The 12,531-nt window shown below is 68.3% G+C and carries 24 protein-coding genes; 1 reads left to right on the top strand and 23 read right to left on the bottom strand.

The genetic code is table 11. The features are described from left to right. Window positions 1-29: 29 nt before the first annotated feature. From ACIQF0_RS00970 to ACIQF0_RS00860, 23 genes are all read right to left on the bottom strand, one after another. The gene (locus ACIQF0_RS00970; protein ID WP_401023257.1) at window positions 30-884 is read right to left on the bottom strand and encodes a hypothetical protein; all 855 of its coding nucleotides are present in this window, start codon (window positions 882-884) and stop codon (window positions 30-32) included. Next, window positions 881-1,726 (bottom strand): hypothetical protein, encoded by an 846-nt coding sequence (locus ACIQF0_RS00965; RefSeq protein ID WP_401023256.1) that lies wholly within the window; start codon window positions 1,724-1,726, stop codon window positions 881-883. Before ACIQF0_RS00965 ends, ACIQF0_RS00970 begins: the two co-directional genes overlap by 4 nt. Then, the gene (locus tag ACIQF0_RS00960; protein WP_401023255.1) at window positions 1,723-2,187 is read right to left on the bottom strand and encodes a hypothetical protein; all 465 of its coding nucleotides are present in this window, start codon (window positions 2,185-2,187) and stop codon (window positions 1,723-1,725) included. The genes ACIQF0_RS00965 and ACIQF0_RS00960 overlap by 4 nt, the downstream gene beginning before the upstream one ends. Next, on the bottom strand, window positions 2,184-2,714 hold the full coding sequence (locus ACIQF0_RS00955) for a hypothetical protein (protein ID WP_401023254.1): 531 nt from the start codon (window positions 2,712-2,714) through the stop codon (window positions 2,184-2,186). The genes ACIQF0_RS00960 and ACIQF0_RS00955 overlap by 4 nt, the downstream gene beginning before the upstream one ends. Next, a complete protein-coding gene (locus ACIQF0_RS00950; protein ID WP_401023253.1) occupies window positions 2,714-3,106 on the bottom strand; it encodes a hypothetical protein in 393 nt (130 codons plus the stop codon). Before ACIQF0_RS00950 ends, ACIQF0_RS00955 begins: the two co-directional genes overlap by 1 nt. 25 nt (window positions 3,107-3,131) lie before the next feature. Next, complete coding sequence (locus tag ACIQF0_RS00945) at window positions 3,132-5,150, bottom strand: DNA cytosine methyltransferase (RefSeq protein WP_401023252.1); 2,019 nt, start codon at window positions 5,148-5,150, stop codon at window positions 3,132-3,134. Next, window positions 5,147-5,680: a DUF1643 domain-containing protein gene (locus tag ACIQF0_RS00940; protein WP_401023251.1), complete on the bottom strand. Its 534-nt coding sequence runs from the start codon at window positions 5,678-5,680 to the stop codon at window positions 5,147-5,149. The genes ACIQF0_RS00945 and ACIQF0_RS00940 overlap by 4 nt, the downstream gene beginning before the upstream one ends. Then, entirely contained in the window at window positions 5,677-6,507 is an 831-nt protein-coding gene (locus tag ACIQF0_RS00935; protein ID WP_401023250.1) for a DNA adenine methylase, read from the bottom strand. The genes ACIQF0_RS00940 and ACIQF0_RS00935 overlap by 4 nt, the downstream gene beginning before the upstream one ends. Then, window positions 6,504-6,752, bottom strand: coding sequence for a hypothetical protein (locus ACIQF0_RS00930; RefSeq protein WP_401023249.1), 249 nt, complete (start codon window positions 6,750-6,752; stop codon window positions 6,504-6,506). The genes ACIQF0_RS00935 and ACIQF0_RS00930 overlap by 4 nt, the downstream gene beginning before the upstream one ends. Continuing rightward, window positions 6,749-7,069: a hypothetical protein gene (locus ACIQF0_RS00925; protein WP_401023248.1), complete on the bottom strand. Its 321-nt coding sequence runs from the start codon at window positions 7,067-7,069 to the stop codon at window positions 6,749-6,751. The genes ACIQF0_RS00930 and ACIQF0_RS00925 overlap by 4 nt, the downstream gene beginning before the upstream one ends. Beyond that, window positions 7,069-7,584, bottom strand: a complete 516-nt coding sequence (locus ACIQF0_RS00920; RefSeq protein ID WP_401023247.1) for a hypothetical protein — start codon at window positions 7,582-7,584, stop codon at window positions 7,069-7,071. Before ACIQF0_RS00920 ends, ACIQF0_RS00925 begins: the two co-directional genes overlap by 1 nt. Continuing rightward, entirely contained in the window at window positions 7,577-8,023 is a 447-nt protein-coding gene (locus tag ACIQF0_RS00915; protein ID WP_401023246.1) for a hypothetical protein, read from the bottom strand. Before ACIQF0_RS00915 ends, ACIQF0_RS00920 begins: the two co-directional genes overlap by 8 nt. After that, the gene (locus ACIQF0_RS00910) at window positions 8,020-8,430 is read right to left on the bottom strand and encodes a hypothetical protein (RefSeq protein ID WP_401023245.1); all 411 of its coding nucleotides are present in this window, start codon (window positions 8,428-8,430) and stop codon (window positions 8,020-8,022) included. Before ACIQF0_RS00910 ends, ACIQF0_RS00915 begins: the two co-directional genes overlap by 4 nt. Continuing rightward, the gene (locus ACIQF0_RS00905; protein ID WP_401023244.1) at window positions 8,427-8,723 is read right to left on the bottom strand and encodes a hypothetical protein; all 297 of its coding nucleotides are present in this window, start codon (window positions 8,721-8,723) and stop codon (window positions 8,427-8,429) included. Before ACIQF0_RS00905 ends, ACIQF0_RS00910 begins: the two co-directional genes overlap by 4 nt. Next, a complete protein-coding gene (locus ACIQF0_RS00900; protein ID WP_401023243.1) occupies window positions 8,720-9,274 on the bottom strand; it encodes a hypothetical protein in 555 nt (184 codons plus the stop codon). Before ACIQF0_RS00900 ends, ACIQF0_RS00905 begins: the two co-directional genes overlap by 4 nt. Then, entirely contained in the window at window positions 9,271-9,525 is a 255-nt protein-coding gene (locus ACIQF0_RS00895; protein ID WP_401023242.1) for a hypothetical protein, read from the bottom strand. The genes ACIQF0_RS00900 and ACIQF0_RS00895 overlap by 4 nt, the downstream gene beginning before the upstream one ends. Then, window positions 9,522-9,782 (bottom strand): hypothetical protein, encoded by a 261-nt coding sequence (locus ACIQF0_RS00890; protein WP_401023241.1) that lies wholly within the window; start codon window positions 9,780-9,782, stop codon window positions 9,522-9,524. The genes ACIQF0_RS00895 and ACIQF0_RS00890 overlap by 4 nt, the downstream gene beginning before the upstream one ends. Further along, on the bottom strand, window positions 9,779-9,985 hold the full coding sequence (locus ACIQF0_RS00885; protein ID WP_401023240.1) for a hypothetical protein: 207 nt from the start codon (window positions 9,983-9,985) through the stop codon (window positions 9,779-9,781). Before ACIQF0_RS00885 ends, ACIQF0_RS00890 begins: the two co-directional genes overlap by 4 nt. Then, entirely contained in the window at window positions 9,982-10,377 is a 396-nt protein-coding gene (locus ACIQF0_RS00880) for a hypothetical protein (RefSeq protein ID WP_401023239.1), read from the bottom strand. Before ACIQF0_RS00880 ends, ACIQF0_RS00885 begins: the two co-directional genes overlap by 4 nt. After that, the gene (locus ACIQF0_RS00875) at window positions 10,374-10,982 is read right to left on the bottom strand and encodes a hypothetical protein (RefSeq protein ID WP_401023238.1); all 609 of its coding nucleotides are present in this window, start codon (window positions 10,980-10,982) and stop codon (window positions 10,374-10,376) included. Before ACIQF0_RS00875 ends, ACIQF0_RS00880 begins: the two co-directional genes overlap by 4 nt. Further along, on the bottom strand, window positions 10,982-11,140 hold the full coding sequence (locus ACIQF0_RS00870) for a hypothetical protein (RefSeq protein WP_401023237.1): 159 nt from the start codon (window positions 11,138-11,140) through the stop codon (window positions 10,982-10,984). Before ACIQF0_RS00870 ends, ACIQF0_RS00875 begins: the two co-directional genes overlap by 1 nt. A gap of 91 nt (window positions 11,141-11,231) precedes the next feature. Next, window positions 11,232-11,426, bottom strand: coding sequence for a hypothetical protein (locus ACIQF0_RS00865; protein ID WP_401023236.1), 195 nt, complete (start codon window positions 11,424-11,426; stop codon window positions 11,232-11,234). A 90-nt stretch (window positions 11,427-11,516) separates the two neighbouring features. Next, complete coding sequence (locus tag ACIQF0_RS00860; protein WP_401023235.1) at window positions 11,517-12,131, bottom strand: hypothetical protein; 615 nt, start codon at window positions 12,129-12,131, stop codon at window positions 11,517-11,519. A gap of 103 nt (window positions 12,132-12,234) precedes the next feature. On the opposite strand from ACIQF0_RS00860, the gene ACIQF0_RS00855 reads away from it, so the two are divergent. After that, entirely contained in the window at window positions 12,235-12,459 is a 225-nt protein-coding gene (locus tag ACIQF0_RS00855; RefSeq protein WP_401023234.1) for a hypothetical protein, read from the top strand. The last annotated feature ends 72 nt before the right edge of the window (window positions 12,460-12,531 follow it).

Genomic DNA, 12,531 nt, shown 5'->3' with positions numbered 1-12,531 from the left:
CCACAACTCGGGCAACCGCTGTGCGCGCTTCACCGCTTCACCTCGGCACTCACGTCAGTCTCGCTCACTGGGCCGTGGTCGTGGCCCGCGCAGTATTCGGAGCCGGGCACTGCTTCTTCGTTGCAGCGGAAGGGTTCGTCGTCGTACGGGCCGTCGAAGTCGCCGCCACCGCACGTACCGGTCGTCGGCAGGTCAGTCAGCGGGCCGGCCTCGCAGAGCATCGCGGGCACGTACCCGGAGCGGTTCAGGATCTCCAGCGCGTTCTGCCATGGGTTGTTGGCGTTGGAGTGCTCGCCGATCACCTCAACCGGTGCGACGGCGTAGGCGAGCTTGTCTGCCCACTCCTCCATCGAGTCGCGGTACCCGAGCTCGTCGTCGATGTCACGGTCAAGCTTGGCCATCACGGCTTGCTGCTTCTCCAGCGCGGCCAACGCCTCGTCTCGCTGCCACACCGCTTCGGCGTGCAGCCACTCCAGCACGTCCCGCCCGTGCCTCAGAAGCTGGGCGGCGTTCTTCAGGTCCGCTCGTCCCTGCAACACGGCGTTGGTCTGCGTGTCGCTGCCAACAAGACGTCCGGCTTCCCACGCGGACCGCCACAGCTCGTGCAGCCGCTCCATCGGGTCGATCCAGCCCTGCGCGGTGATGTCGATACCGTCGTGCAGCCACTGCGCGGACGGCTCCGGACACGTGCCATCGCCAACGTGTACAAGTGCCCAGCCGCGCTCGGCGAGTTGTGCAACGAACTCGCCGCGCGCCAACGCTTCGCTGACGGCAAGGCCGATCGTCTCCGCAATCGCGTCACCAGGCCGCTCCGGCCGTTCCTCGGCCGCGCGGCGCAACTCGTCCTCGCGGTCCTGCTCGGCGCACTCCTGCTCCGGGGTCACGACTGCACACCTCGTGCCTTCAGTGCTCGCCGGATCTCGACCGCGAAGTTGTAGGCGTCCCGAGTCGGCTGCTCGACGAACTGCTTCCACGGTGTCGTGCCGGGTGCGTCGCTGTACGGCTTGTCGAGCGTGGTCTTCGCGACGAGGCACTTCTTGGAGAGCGTGCGCAGCTTCTGCTCCGCGTCGATGACCAGGCCCTGCAGCAGGATGGTCCACTCGTCAGGGGTGTAGGAGGCCCCGACTTCGAACTCGACGAAAGGCAGCGCGCCGGGCGCGTCCTTCTCCGTCAGCACGCCGATCCAGGACGACTCACCCTCGGTGTCGCACGGCGCCAGCCCGGCACGCTGGCAGCCGTGCACGACCTCCTCATCGTCTGGGTCACCGTGTGGGCAGACGTCGCCACAGCCGCAGGTATCGAACACCTGCCACCACCGCACCGGGTCGTCGTCCCACCGAGACAGCAGGCCCGGAATCTCCCCGCGAGCCATCGCGAAATGTGCACGCACGGCGGCGAGTGCCATCACGGGGTTGTCGGTGAACGCGACGACGTTGTAGCCCTCGACGACGCCGTCGCCGAGCTCAGCGACCTTGATCCCCGCGTATTCCTCGGCGGCGACCTGGTCCAAGCGCAGCACCCCGTCCGGCAGGACTGGTTCCCACGGCGAGATGGCGATCGTGCGCTGCACCAGCTCGCTGTTCAGCGCGCTGGCAGGCAGGTCGTACGACCCGGCCTGTTCCCTCCTCACGCTGATCGGTCCGTGGGTGACGTCGCCGCCCGGCCAGGCCCATCTCGGGCAGTACTCGGTGCGCTCGTGGCCTTCATTCGACATGGCTGTGGTCATCGCTCTGCCCTCGCAAGCGCGGAAGCGACGGTCCGGCCGCCGATCTTCACGTTGGGCGCGAGGCGCTTCGCCAGTGTGGTCGCGCTGGTGAGGGTGAACAGAACGTCCCGCGCGACCTCCTCGTCAGCCTTCACTGTGCTTTCGCTGTACCGATTCTCGTTCTGGTCGTAGAAGAACCCGTTCCTGGTGACTGCCCACAGGCCGGGCGTGTACTCGGAGACGGTCAGGCTCAGCTTCTTGTAGCCGACGTGGTCGACCGGCAGGCAGGACACGGTGTAGGCCGTGACCCGCACGGCCGGCTCCGGAATCCGAGGCTCAACAACCTGACCGGACTCCGCCTTGCAGGTACGGCACATGGCAGGTCCGCCGCACTTCGCCTGCTCGTCCGGCCTGTCCTCGACTGGCTCGGGATCGGGGCCGTACCACCAGCCGTGGCTCGTCCATCCGCTCGTGGCCGTCACGATGCCACCGCCTTTGCTCCCTCGAAGCTCTCCTTGGCGCGGTAGAACTCGGACAGCGGAACCACGGTCAGGTGGTTGCCGGGCTCCGGGTATGGCGTGCCGATGCGTACGAACACGCCAGGCTCGCCGAAGTCGAAGATGCCGGCGACGTGCAGGTTGAAGTCGACCCGCAGGCACACCGCCAGGCCGTGGGGACGCAGCACCATCTCTTGGAGGCTCGGGTACCTGTCGTACTCGGCGATCACCTTTCGCCAGCCGTCGCCGGTGATTCCCCGACGGGGGATGAAGTACGGGCGGTCCTGCTTCCGGCTTAGTCCGGGCGGTACCGCCTGGCTGGGTTTGTCGACGAACCCGCACACGGTGATGCCGTGGTCGTAGCGGGACTGCCAGATGTACAGCGGCAGCTCGGGGTTGGCTCGGTTGTAGGCGTTGGCTTTCTCGTGCTGCGCATGACAGTCCACGAGGTACTGGCGGTACGCCGCCGCGAGTTCGTCGCTCGCTCGGTACGCCGTCGGCTCCTTTGCCATCAGAACTTCCACCAACCGTCAAAGCCAGCGGGCACGGCCGGGTAGTTGGCCAGCATCGGCCGCAGGATCGCCAGGTGCTTTTCCTGCTCCTCCAACGACACATCGCCCCAGAACCCGGAGCCATCCCAGCGGCCGAGCGTGGTGCCGCCGTAGCGGCCGTCGTCGTGCGCGGCCAAGAACGCCAGCGCGTCGGCGGGTTCGTTGTCCTGGTAGTCCCACAGGTAGCCAATGCAGGCGACGGTCACGCCGCGTCGGCGGCGGAACCAGGCGCCGCTGACCCGAGCACCCCAGTAGAAGCTGCCGTCTTCACGCCCGTGCTGCGTCGTGCGCAAGCTGCCCAGGTCGACGGCGTAGGGGCCTTTGCTGATGAGGAACTTCTCCATCTTGATCACGTGCATGTCCTCCGTGGACGGTTGTTCAGGCAACAGATTCGGTGCGGTGAAGGGCTTCGCGCAGACGGGTACCGATCCATTCGCCAACGGCCGGCGTGACGGCGTTGCCGAACCCGTCCGTCTGATCCCGGGCCGAGCCCCACACGACGAAGCTGCCCTCGTAGCCGTAACCAGGGAACGAGACGTCGAAGCCGCAACCGCGGCCGATCTCGTGCGGCCCCAGCATCCGGAAGTAGCAGTCCTCCAACGTGACCTGCGACAGAGCCTCACGCCACTCGGCAGCGAGCAGCGCCGTGGTGTCGCGGGAGGTGAGCGTTCCGAGCGGATCGGTGACCGGGTGCGGGGCCGTCGCGTCCACGCCGGTGCCGTTCTGCTTGTACCAGCCCGCTGACAGCAACGACTGGTGGGCACCTGACCCGACGATCGTGCCGAGCGGATCGCTCAGGGGATGAGCGCGGTACTTGGCTTCGTCGATGGAGCCGTTGTTCTTAATGAACCCGGCAGCGGTGAGCAGGCCAGGAATCTGAGCCGCCGTCACAGCTGGCATCGGCTCGGCGTGTGACGTCGGCAGGGTGTTCTTGCGGAACGGCACCACACCAGCCGCGGACAGCATCCCGAGCCCGCCCGCCCCGGCGCCGGCGACGAGGGTCTCCATCGGTTCCCCGAGGCTGCGGCTCGTGGCGTGGGTGCGGTTCGGCATGACCCGCGCGGACACCACGGCCATGGTCTCGGAGCCGCCCTGCGTCGGCAGCGGTTCGTCCAGTCCGCGCTGGGCGCCCTGGTAGTTGTCGATCGCGGCGAACAGCATCGCCTTCTCATGCGTGCTGGTGACGGTGTCCATTGGCTGGCTGAAGTGCTGGCCGTCGCCGTTGTGCTTGTGTGCGGCGATGACGTGGCCGGTGACCGCGACCGACCCGGTGGACAGGAGCGCGGTCTCCTGCTGACTGGTCTGTGTGGCCATCGGCTGCCACGGGTGCTTCTCGGTGCCGTGCGCGCCCTTCGCTGGCATGAGGATCGCCGGGTAGTCGGGGAACTTGCGCAGGCACCGTTCGGCGCGGCCTGTCGTCGACTCCGCCATCCGGCCCCGGTAGACGACCGTGCCGTCCTTGTCCTTGTAGTCCTTGATCGGCTTGTCGCCGATGCGGGTGCCGAGGTTGGTGAGGTCCAGGGCGTTGATCGACGGCGCCATCGTCGGAATGACCTCGCGGCGGCACGACGGGCAGCGGTAGTTGTACTGCTCGCCGTAGGCGACCTTGCCGGTCGGCGGGAGGCCGGTCTTCCACGTCCACACCGACTCCACGACCTTGTGGCACGGGTCGCACCAGGCGATCGGCCGGTGCTCCAGGTCGGGCGCGGGAATGCCCTTGAGCCAGAATGCCCAGAAACCGCGGTCGCGGGACTGCGGGACGCCGAAGAACTGGGTGTTGAGGTACATGACCTTGTGGTCGTAGCCGAGGAGCTCGAACTGCTTGAGCCACCACCGGTAGGTGCTGCCGTCGCCGACCTTCTTCCGGCCCGGCACCGCCGCACCCCACGAGGTCAACTGCGTGGTGCACTCGACGAGGATCATGCGCGGCAGGTGCTTCTGGGCGTAGTGCAGCACGCAGTTCGCGGTCGCCCTGTCCCGTTCGCTGCGGGTGACCCGCTCCTCGTAGTCCGGGTCATCCATGTTGAACAACGTCAGGCCCTCGGCGTAGGCCTTCTTCGTGTTCGCGGGGCTGTGGTTGACGCACGACACTCCGGCAACGAGGAGGTCTGCGGCGGGCAGGTCGCGCACGTCGTGGTAGGCCGCCGACTCGGTGTCGACCAGGTCCGCGATCCAGTGCTCGACGTGCGGGTGGTTCGCCTCGTGCACCTCGACCTTGTAGGCGCGGTGGTTCGCGGCGGTGATCGCGGTGAACCCGGCCATCTCAACGCCCTTGGTGAGCCCACCGAAGCCGGAGAAGAGGTCCACGGCGGTGAGTTCGTCGTGGCGGAAGCGGCGCCGGCGTGTGGGCGGGCGGTGGGTCGCGACGCTCTGCATGCGTTGTGCTGCACGGCTCATGCGTGGATCTCCAGTCGGTAGGGCTCAAGCGGCTGGTCAGCGCGCACGTAGAGCGGGTGTTTCGGGGAGCCGTCTTTGTTGCGGCCCAGGCACTTCAGGTCGATGCCGTGCTCGGCGAGCAGGGCGGCGACCTCGCGGTCGCGGCCGTGGAGCTTGCCAGGCACGCCCCATCCGGCGATGACGACTGCGGCGTCCTGGACGGCTTCGGCGATGAGGCGGTTGTTGCTGTGGCCGACGGGGTTCGGGTGGCCGTCGAGCACGGCCGGGTCGGTTGAGCGCAGCGCGAACAGGTTGATCACGACCAAGCCTCCGGCGTGCTCGCGTCGAGCGAAGTTGAGGCAGCGGGTGATCGTCGGGTCCGGCACGAACGCGTCCGCGATCGAGGGGTTCAGCATGACGAACACAACGGGCGGCACGTCGGTGTCCCACACGCGGGTCAACTGGTAGCGGTGCGTGCGCGCGGCGTTGAACAGCGCGGTGGCGTACTCGATCAGGTCGCCACCCTCGTCGAGAACCAGCGCCTCGCTCACAGGGCCGTCTCCTGATCGCAGAACAGTGTCGGTTGCGGCAAACGGTTGGACCACAGAACTTCCGTGCGTTCGCCGTTCGTGGAGCTGTTCCCAGTGGTGGTCTTGATCCGGGTGATGTGCCAGCCGTCATACAGCTCGGCGTAGAGCGGCGAGTCGTACCCGGACAGCACGACCGACGCGCGGCACTTCAGCAGGGCCACAGCGAGCTCGCGGTGCTCGGCCGCGCTGCTCATCTCGACCTGGTACTGACGGTTGGCACGGGTCGAGCCGAGGTACGGCGGATCGACGTAAAGCAGGACGTTCTCGTGCTGGCCGTACGCCTCGATCACCTCGAGCGCCGGCCTGCACTCCAGGCTCACGCTGCGAAGGCGCTCGGCGGCGGGCGCCATGCGGCCGACGTAGCCGTCGAGGTATCCGGGGAACGAGGTCGACGGCGAGCTGGCCGGGTTGAGGTAGTACCGCCAGCCAGTGGTGCGCAGTGTGCCGCCGCGCCCCTGGGTCAGCTGAACCCACACGCGGCGAGCACGCTCCAGGTCGGACAGGTCCTCCGGCCGTGTCTCGGACGCGCGGTGCTCAGTCCGTGAGTGCGGGGTCAGCGCCGCGGCGCGCGCCAGCTCGGCGGGCTGGTCGCGCAGGACCCGCCAGAACGTCATCAGATCGCCGTCGAGGTCGTTCACGGTCTCCATCGCCGCCGGCGGCTTCGACAGCAGCACCGCGAGGGAGCCGGCGAACGGTTCGACGTAGTGCTGGTGCGGTGGGAACTTGTCGACGATGCGGTCGGCCAGGCGGGTCTTGCCGCCGTAGTAGGCGAAGGGCGGCGCGGTCACTCGTGGTTCTCGCTTTCGGGGTCGGTGACGAGGTCGCCGTGCCGGTAGCCCGGCGCCTCGTCGATACCCGCTGAGTGCTCAGGGCAGAAGTCCTTGGCGTCGCGGCGTGTCCAGCCCTGCCTCTTGGCCTCGCGGCGCAGCGCGAGCGCGGTCTGCCCGGCGGACGAGTGGTATGCCGTGTTGCAGGAGAACGTGCCGACTCCGCCGCGGTCGCACGCCAGTTCGCGGTGGATGTAGACGGTCACGGCTGCGCTCGCAGTTCGGTGGCGCGAGCGCGGAACTTCTTCGCCTTCTCGTACAGCTCCAGCGCGGCGGGGTCGCGCACCACGTCGACGTCCTCGGTCAGCTCGTCGTACTCGGCCCGGAACGCCTTGGCGATGCGGTCGAGCTCGGCGGCCACGATGAGCGGCGCGGCGGCGGTGAGGGCGGCCTTCGCGCGCACGGCCCACCGGTACTGGGCGCTGGGCTGGAGGTCGTCCCACTTCTGCGGGGGCGTGTCGGACTCGGCCAGGGCGCGGGCGGCGGCTTCGACGGCGTCGCGCGGGATGCTGACGTCAGCCATCAGCGCCATCCTTTCGCGATGTGGCTCATGTCGGGGTTGGCGTGCGGGAGTTTGTGTTTGACGTGGTCCGCATCGAGCACGCACTGGAAGCGCTCGGCGCGCTCGGCGAGGTTGCGGATCCAGGTGTTGTCGAGCCGCGGCTGGACGACTTCCTGGCAACGCACGTTGCCGAATTGCGTCCACTCGCCGGGGGCGTAGCCCTGGTCGTACATGGGCCAGGAAATGTCGCAGTTCTCGCAGAGGAAGTAGTCGTCTTCGAGGTTGACTTCGTCGCCGCACAACGAGCATTCGGGGTTGCGCGGGATGAGCGGTGGCGGGGTCGGCTGGGTGGTCTCCAGCGGGCGGTTGGCCTGTTGGGCGGCGCGGCGGGCGAGCATGCGTTCGCGGATCTGCTCGGTGGTGGGCGCGGTCCAGCCGTGGCGGCCAACGTCACGCCCCCCACGCTGGACGTGGTCCTGCTTGTCGATGCCGCAGTGCTGGCAGGCGCCCGGCACAGGAATCGTCGTGTCAGCCACCGTGCACCGCCTCGGCGGGCTCGTGCTCGAAGTCGGCGGCGCGGTTGACGAGTTCGTCGAGGCTCGTCCCGTCGGCGTCGCAGACGAACACGCCGGTTGCGTCCTGGCTGTCCTTGGCGCGCCGAAGCTCGGGGTATCCGCCTTCGTCCTGGCTCATGAAGAAGTTGGCCAGGTCGACCTTCACCGCCGCTGGGCGGGTGTTGGTGAAGTCCGCGCCGCCGTGCTGCTTGAGCAGGCTGAGTGCGGCGCGGCCGGCGTTATGGCGGCGGAGCTGGCGGGCGATGTGCTCTGCCTGCTTGACCTGCTCGCTGTTGCCGCGCGAAAGGGCCTGCACGAGACGGGACACGTCCGTTGTGCCAGTGGCGACGAGCACGACGACGGGGTCGGGCGGGAAGCCGTCGTCGTTGGGCTTGTCGTAGGCGCGGGTCTCGACGCTCACGAGTTCTCCTTGGCGGTAAAAGTGATGCGCGGCTGGTCGGGGAGAAGCTCGATGTCGTCGAGGTCGAGGTATCGGCCGTACTGGGTGTCGACGGGTTCGTGCGTTCTGATGGCGTAGTTCACGAGGGCGGTGGGCTGGACGACGATCGCGTGGTCGCGCGGGTCGCCTTCGTTGCGGTAGTCCCAGGTGGCGACGACGGTGTGGGGTTCCTGTCGCATGGGCTTGTCGTGCCAGCGGATGCCGGGCTTGGGCATGACCTGGGTGCCGATCGCGGGCAGGGGCGGGCAGGCACAGACGTCGGGGCAGCCCTTGCAGCTGGAGCAGTGCGCGGTGGGCGGCTCTCCGCAGTCGGGAGCTTGGCCGGCGGCGAGGAGGTCCATGCACACCAACGGGTCCGGGGCGGTCATGGCTGCGCCGCCTGCTGTTCGTCGAGCATCGCGGCCAGTTTGGTTCGTGCGTCCGTGAGTTGCTTCAACGCCGCGTCGAGCTTGGCGAGACCTGCCGGGCCAGCCTCGTCGCGCGTCTGCTGGGCCGTCATCTCCATCCAGTTCTCGCGGCCTGACCAGACGCTGAGGTCGTAGGTGCAGGAGCCAGCCGCGATCAGGGCCAGGTCGACCTCGTGTCGCATCTGGGCGCGGGGACGGTGCAGTTCGTGCAGTGCGGCGAGCTCGCGCGGGGTGAGCTTGGGCATGGCGGTCACTCGCCTTCGTTCGTGGCGGGCTTGGGCTTCGCCGTGACCTCGGTCATCGGGCCTTCGGCGTCGAGCAGGAACGGCCACACCTTCACGCCCTCGTACTCGCCGATGGCGCTGGAGCGGTTGCGGCGGCGGTCGGCGGCGCTCATGCGGTAGCAGCCGCGGCCGGCGTTGTCCTGGTGGATCCACAGGTCGCCGTCGAGGTCGCTCATCTTCTTGGGCGGGGGCAACGGAAGAGCGTCGCCAGGGGCGAACACGCGCTGCTCGGGGTGTCGCACGCGGCGCACGATCGCGACCAGCTGGCGGCTGATCGTCAGCTGTCGTTCGCCCTCGATCGCTGGGCGCAGCAGTCTGATCGAGGCTGCCCACAGCTGCGCGTCGTTGTAGTTCTTCGTGGCGCTGTCGACGACCAGTTCGACAAACTGGTTGGCGAGCCTGTTGGCGTCGTCCCAGATCGCGGTCTCGTCGAGGGTGAGCAGGTGCTTGCGGGTCAGCGAGAGGATCTTGCTCTGTCCACTGAGGTCGGGGGGCAGGACGGGCACGCCGTCGGCGGTCATCGGGTTTCTCCGGTGGTGTCGGTGGGCGGGGTGCGGCGGTCCAGCTCGTCGTCGAAGATCTGGTTGACCGTGCGGTTGGCACGGCGAAGCGTGATCACGCTGGACGTCACGAGGGCGATGAGCGCCACCACGCCGAGCGCGGCGAGAGTGACGCTGAAGCCGTAGCCGAGGGCGCCGGTCGTGATTCCGACTGCCACACCGATTACGAGGGCGGCGATGCCGGCCAATGCGTAGACGCGGGCGTGCTTCACGGCTGGGCCCTTCGTCCTTGGGTGGCCGCTGCGGCGACGCCCGTGTAGTGGCGGCGGAAGCGGTCCTGCTCGGCGGCGATCTGCTCGTCGGTCGGCGAGGTCTCCTGCTGGCTGAGCCAACGGGACACCGCCTCGGTGACGATGTGGTCAATGAGCGCGCTGAGCTGGATCTGGGTGCGGGTCAGCTGGATGTCGAGCTGGCGTTCCTTGGCGCTCGCGGGCCGGGCGGCGTGGAGTTGGATGACGATGTCGCTCACGACGCCCTCCCTGCGGGGAGGGTGCGGCGCTCGTCGGCGGTGTTGTGGCGGTAGGTGAGGCGACGCTCGGCGGCCGCCTGCTGCTTCGGGCTGTAGTCGGCGACGACTGCGGCAGACAGGCTGCGAGCGGCGACGATCGCGGAGTGCGCGGTGTGCTCGACCACGGCGCCGTCGAGGTCTTCGCGGGGCACGGTGGCGGTCATGCGGCACGCGCCATGGCGAGCACGGTCATTGCGCACGGCGTGGGGGCGATCTCGCGCGTCAGGCTGACTTCGGCGTTGTTGCGGGCGGCCAGCAGACGTGCGCACAGGTCGTCGTTCGCGAGCGCGCCATGAGCGTCGGGCATGGCGCTGCCGACGATGTCGAGGAACACGTCGTCGATGAGGACCCGCTCGTCCAGCACAACTTCGCGGACGCCTCCGTCGATCGTCATGCGCCACTCGCTGCCATCGGCGAACATCCAGCCCGCGTTGGCGATGTGGTCCTCGACGTTGGAGCGGGTGATGCCGGGTGCCCAGGCGCCGTGCTGGGTGGCGCCGTCGGTTACGACGCAGGACTTGTTGGACAAGTCCACGTGGACGGTGGCGCGCTTCACTTGGCGCCGCCCGACAAGCGGACGTGTTCGGCGTGCGCGCTCTCTAAGGCGCCGTACTCATCGCCTCCAGCGGGGGCGTAGTACGAGCCGCCGCAGGAGCAGTCGGCCAGCAACTGGTCGGGTCCATGCTGCGTCTCGCCATCCGCGATGAGCAAGTTCGTCGAGGTGCTGGTTTCGCGGACATGCGCGACCTCGACAGTCCCTTTCAGCCTGTCCAGCTTGGCCATGGCCTCGTCACGCTCGCGGCGTGCGGAGTCGCGTTCGTCCCGCATCTGTCGGTAGTGCGGGCTTGTGTCGATCGCGATCTGCACGACCTCGGCGCGGGCCTTCTCCAGGTTCCGCACGGCAGCGGCGTGCTGGTCCTGGTGGTACTTCGTGGTCTCCGTGTACTTGCGGAGGTGTTCGATCTCGCCGTAGAGCTCGTCGATGTGGGCGAGTAGGGCAGGCACATCGGCGCCGAGGCTCGCGGTGCGCGTCGTGCGCTCGGCGAAGGATCCGTTGGTGTTCTCGGCGGTGCGCTGGATGAGCAGGACCTGCAGCTGGCGAGCGGTCAGCTTGTTGGGGTCCGTCTTCCTGAGCTTGTCGAGGTTCGGGAAGTCGCTCATCAGACCGTCACCATCCGGAGCGCGGCGATGTCGGCGCGGGCCTCGGCCTTCCAGGACTGGGACTCGGCGGCGCGCTGCTGCCCGTGGCTGCGGCGGCGGCCGCGCGCAGTGCGGGCGGTGATGGTGCCCACGAGCTTCGCGGTGGTGGAGGTGTTCATCGGTGGACTCCCGATCAGAGGTGTTGCTGGCAAACGAGTTGGGGTGACGCCGCCGGAGCGGGGAGGGTGTGGAGTTCCGGCGACGTCTGGCTCAGTGCGAAGCCGACGCGGGCGGGGTGGCGACCGTGAAGAACGGCGTGTACGCGGGGCGATCGGGCCCGGCGAGGAACATCAGCGTGAGCAGCAGGGTGGCGCCGAAGAAGCCGCCAATGACGGCCCAGCCGATGCGGGGGTTGGTGCTGGCGAGGATCGGTGTGGTCTCGATCCGGGTGAGGCGGTACTTCACGGGGTACCTCCAACTCGGTGGCGAACGCGGTTGGTTGGTCGACGGCGCCGGGCTCGGGGGAAGCGGTGCACGAGCCCGGCGCCGTCACGTTCAGGCGAAGCTGTTGCTGATGGCGATGAGCTGTTCGCGGGTCTTGGCGTTCTCGACGGCCGCGCGAATTCCTTCGAGCTGCTGTTCGGCTCGTTCGCAGGACTCGCCCTCTGCCCACTCGTTGAGCCGGTAGATCAGGGCGGCGCGGTGGCGCTCCAGCTCGGTGCCCAGCGGGAAGACGTGTCCGAGGGCGGCTTCGAGGACGAGGTCCTTATCGGTGATCGCGTCGGCGGCGGCCTGCCACACCTGGTGGCAGACCTCGTCGGCGGGCACGGCGTAGGTGACGCCGTCGGCGCCGGAGTTCGCGCTGTCGGCGAACGTCACGAGGAAGTCGCGGTTGCGCCACTCGGCGCGCAGGTGTGTCTCGATCAGCCAGTGCGCGGCGTGGCGCAGGTCGGACTCGTAGGCGTCGACCAGGTCGTCGCCGAAGGTGTCGCGCAGGTCGGTCAGGGCCTGCTTGTCGGACTCGTCCCACGCGTCGGCGGCGCAGTCCGTAACGACCGAGCGTCCCGTTGCGATGGGTTCAAAACCGGACGTCGCAGGCAGCGCGAACGGCTTGCTGTCGCCGATCTGGCGCTCCATGAGCGGTGCGGCCATCTTGATCTCCCTGGTCACCTGGTTTTGTTAAACAAAACGTACGCCACTCCGTCCTGTTTTGCAAGTTTCAAAACCGGACGAGTTCACGGTAGCCTCATCACCGACCCCACAAGGAGGTGAGATGGCAACCGACGAGCCGAACAAGGGCGGTCGCCCGCCGGACCCCGACGGCCCCAAGGACGACTTCTATGGTCTGCGCGGACCAGGCGAGGTGCTCAAGAAGTACAAGGCTGTCGCCGGCCGCAGGGGTGGCAGCGTGCTCATCCAGTTCATGCGCTGGTGGCTCGGCTTCCCCGATGCGGAGCTCCCGGATCGCCCACCCTCCCTGCTCGACAAGGCAGCCTGACCGGTAAGCTTCCTGTTGCGGTGCAAGCGGTTGTCCGAACGCGCGAAGGCCCCCGATCTCCCTTGGGATGTC

It is taken from the genome of Lentzea sp. NPDC092896 (assembly GCF_044754905.1).
GTDB lineage: Bacteria > Actinomycetota > Actinomycetes > Mycobacteriales > Pseudonocardiaceae > Lentzea.
This window is presented reverse-complemented; position numbering and strand designations above follow the sequence as displayed.

Coding starts and splice junctions, on each gene's coding strand:
- ACIQF0_RS00965 (WP_401023256.1), bottom strand. CDS start 1,726: ATGACCACAGCCATGTCGAATGAAGGCCACGAGCGCACCGAGTACTGC.
- ACIQF0_RS00955 (WP_401023254.1), bottom strand. CDS start 2,714: ATGGCAAAGGAGCCGACGGCGTACCGAGCGAGCGACGAACTCGCGGCG.
- ACIQF0_RS00945 (WP_401023252.1), bottom strand. CDS start 5,150: ATGAGCCGTGCAGCACAACGCATGCAGAGCGTCGCGACCCACCGCCCG.
- ACIQF0_RS00925 (WP_401023248.1), bottom strand. CDS start 7,069: ATGGCTGACGTCAGCATCCCGCGCGACGCCGTCGAAGCCGCCGCCCGC.
- ACIQF0_RS00910 (WP_401023245.1), bottom strand. CDS start 8,430: ATGACCGCCCCGGACCCGTTGGTGTGCATGGACCTCCTCGCCGCCGGC.
- ACIQF0_RS00900 (WP_401023243.1), bottom strand. CDS start 9,274: ATGACCGCCGACGGCGTGCCCGTCCTGCCCCCCGACCTCAGTGGACAG.
- ACIQF0_RS00885 (WP_401023240.1), bottom strand. CDS start 9,985: ATGACCGCCACCGTGCCCCGCGAAGACCTCGACGGCGCCGTGGTCGAG.
- ACIQF0_RS00875 (WP_401023238.1), bottom strand. CDS start 10,982: ATGAGCGACTTCCCGAACCTCGACAAGCTCAGGAAGACGGACCCCAAC.
- ACIQF0_RS00870 (WP_401023237.1), bottom strand. CDS start 11,140: ATGAACACCTCCACCACCGCGAAGCTCGTGGGCACCATCACCGCCCGC.
- ACIQF0_RS00855 (WP_401023234.1), top strand. CDS start 12,235: ATGGCAACCGACGAGCCGAACAAGGGCGGTCGCCCGCCGGACCCCGAC.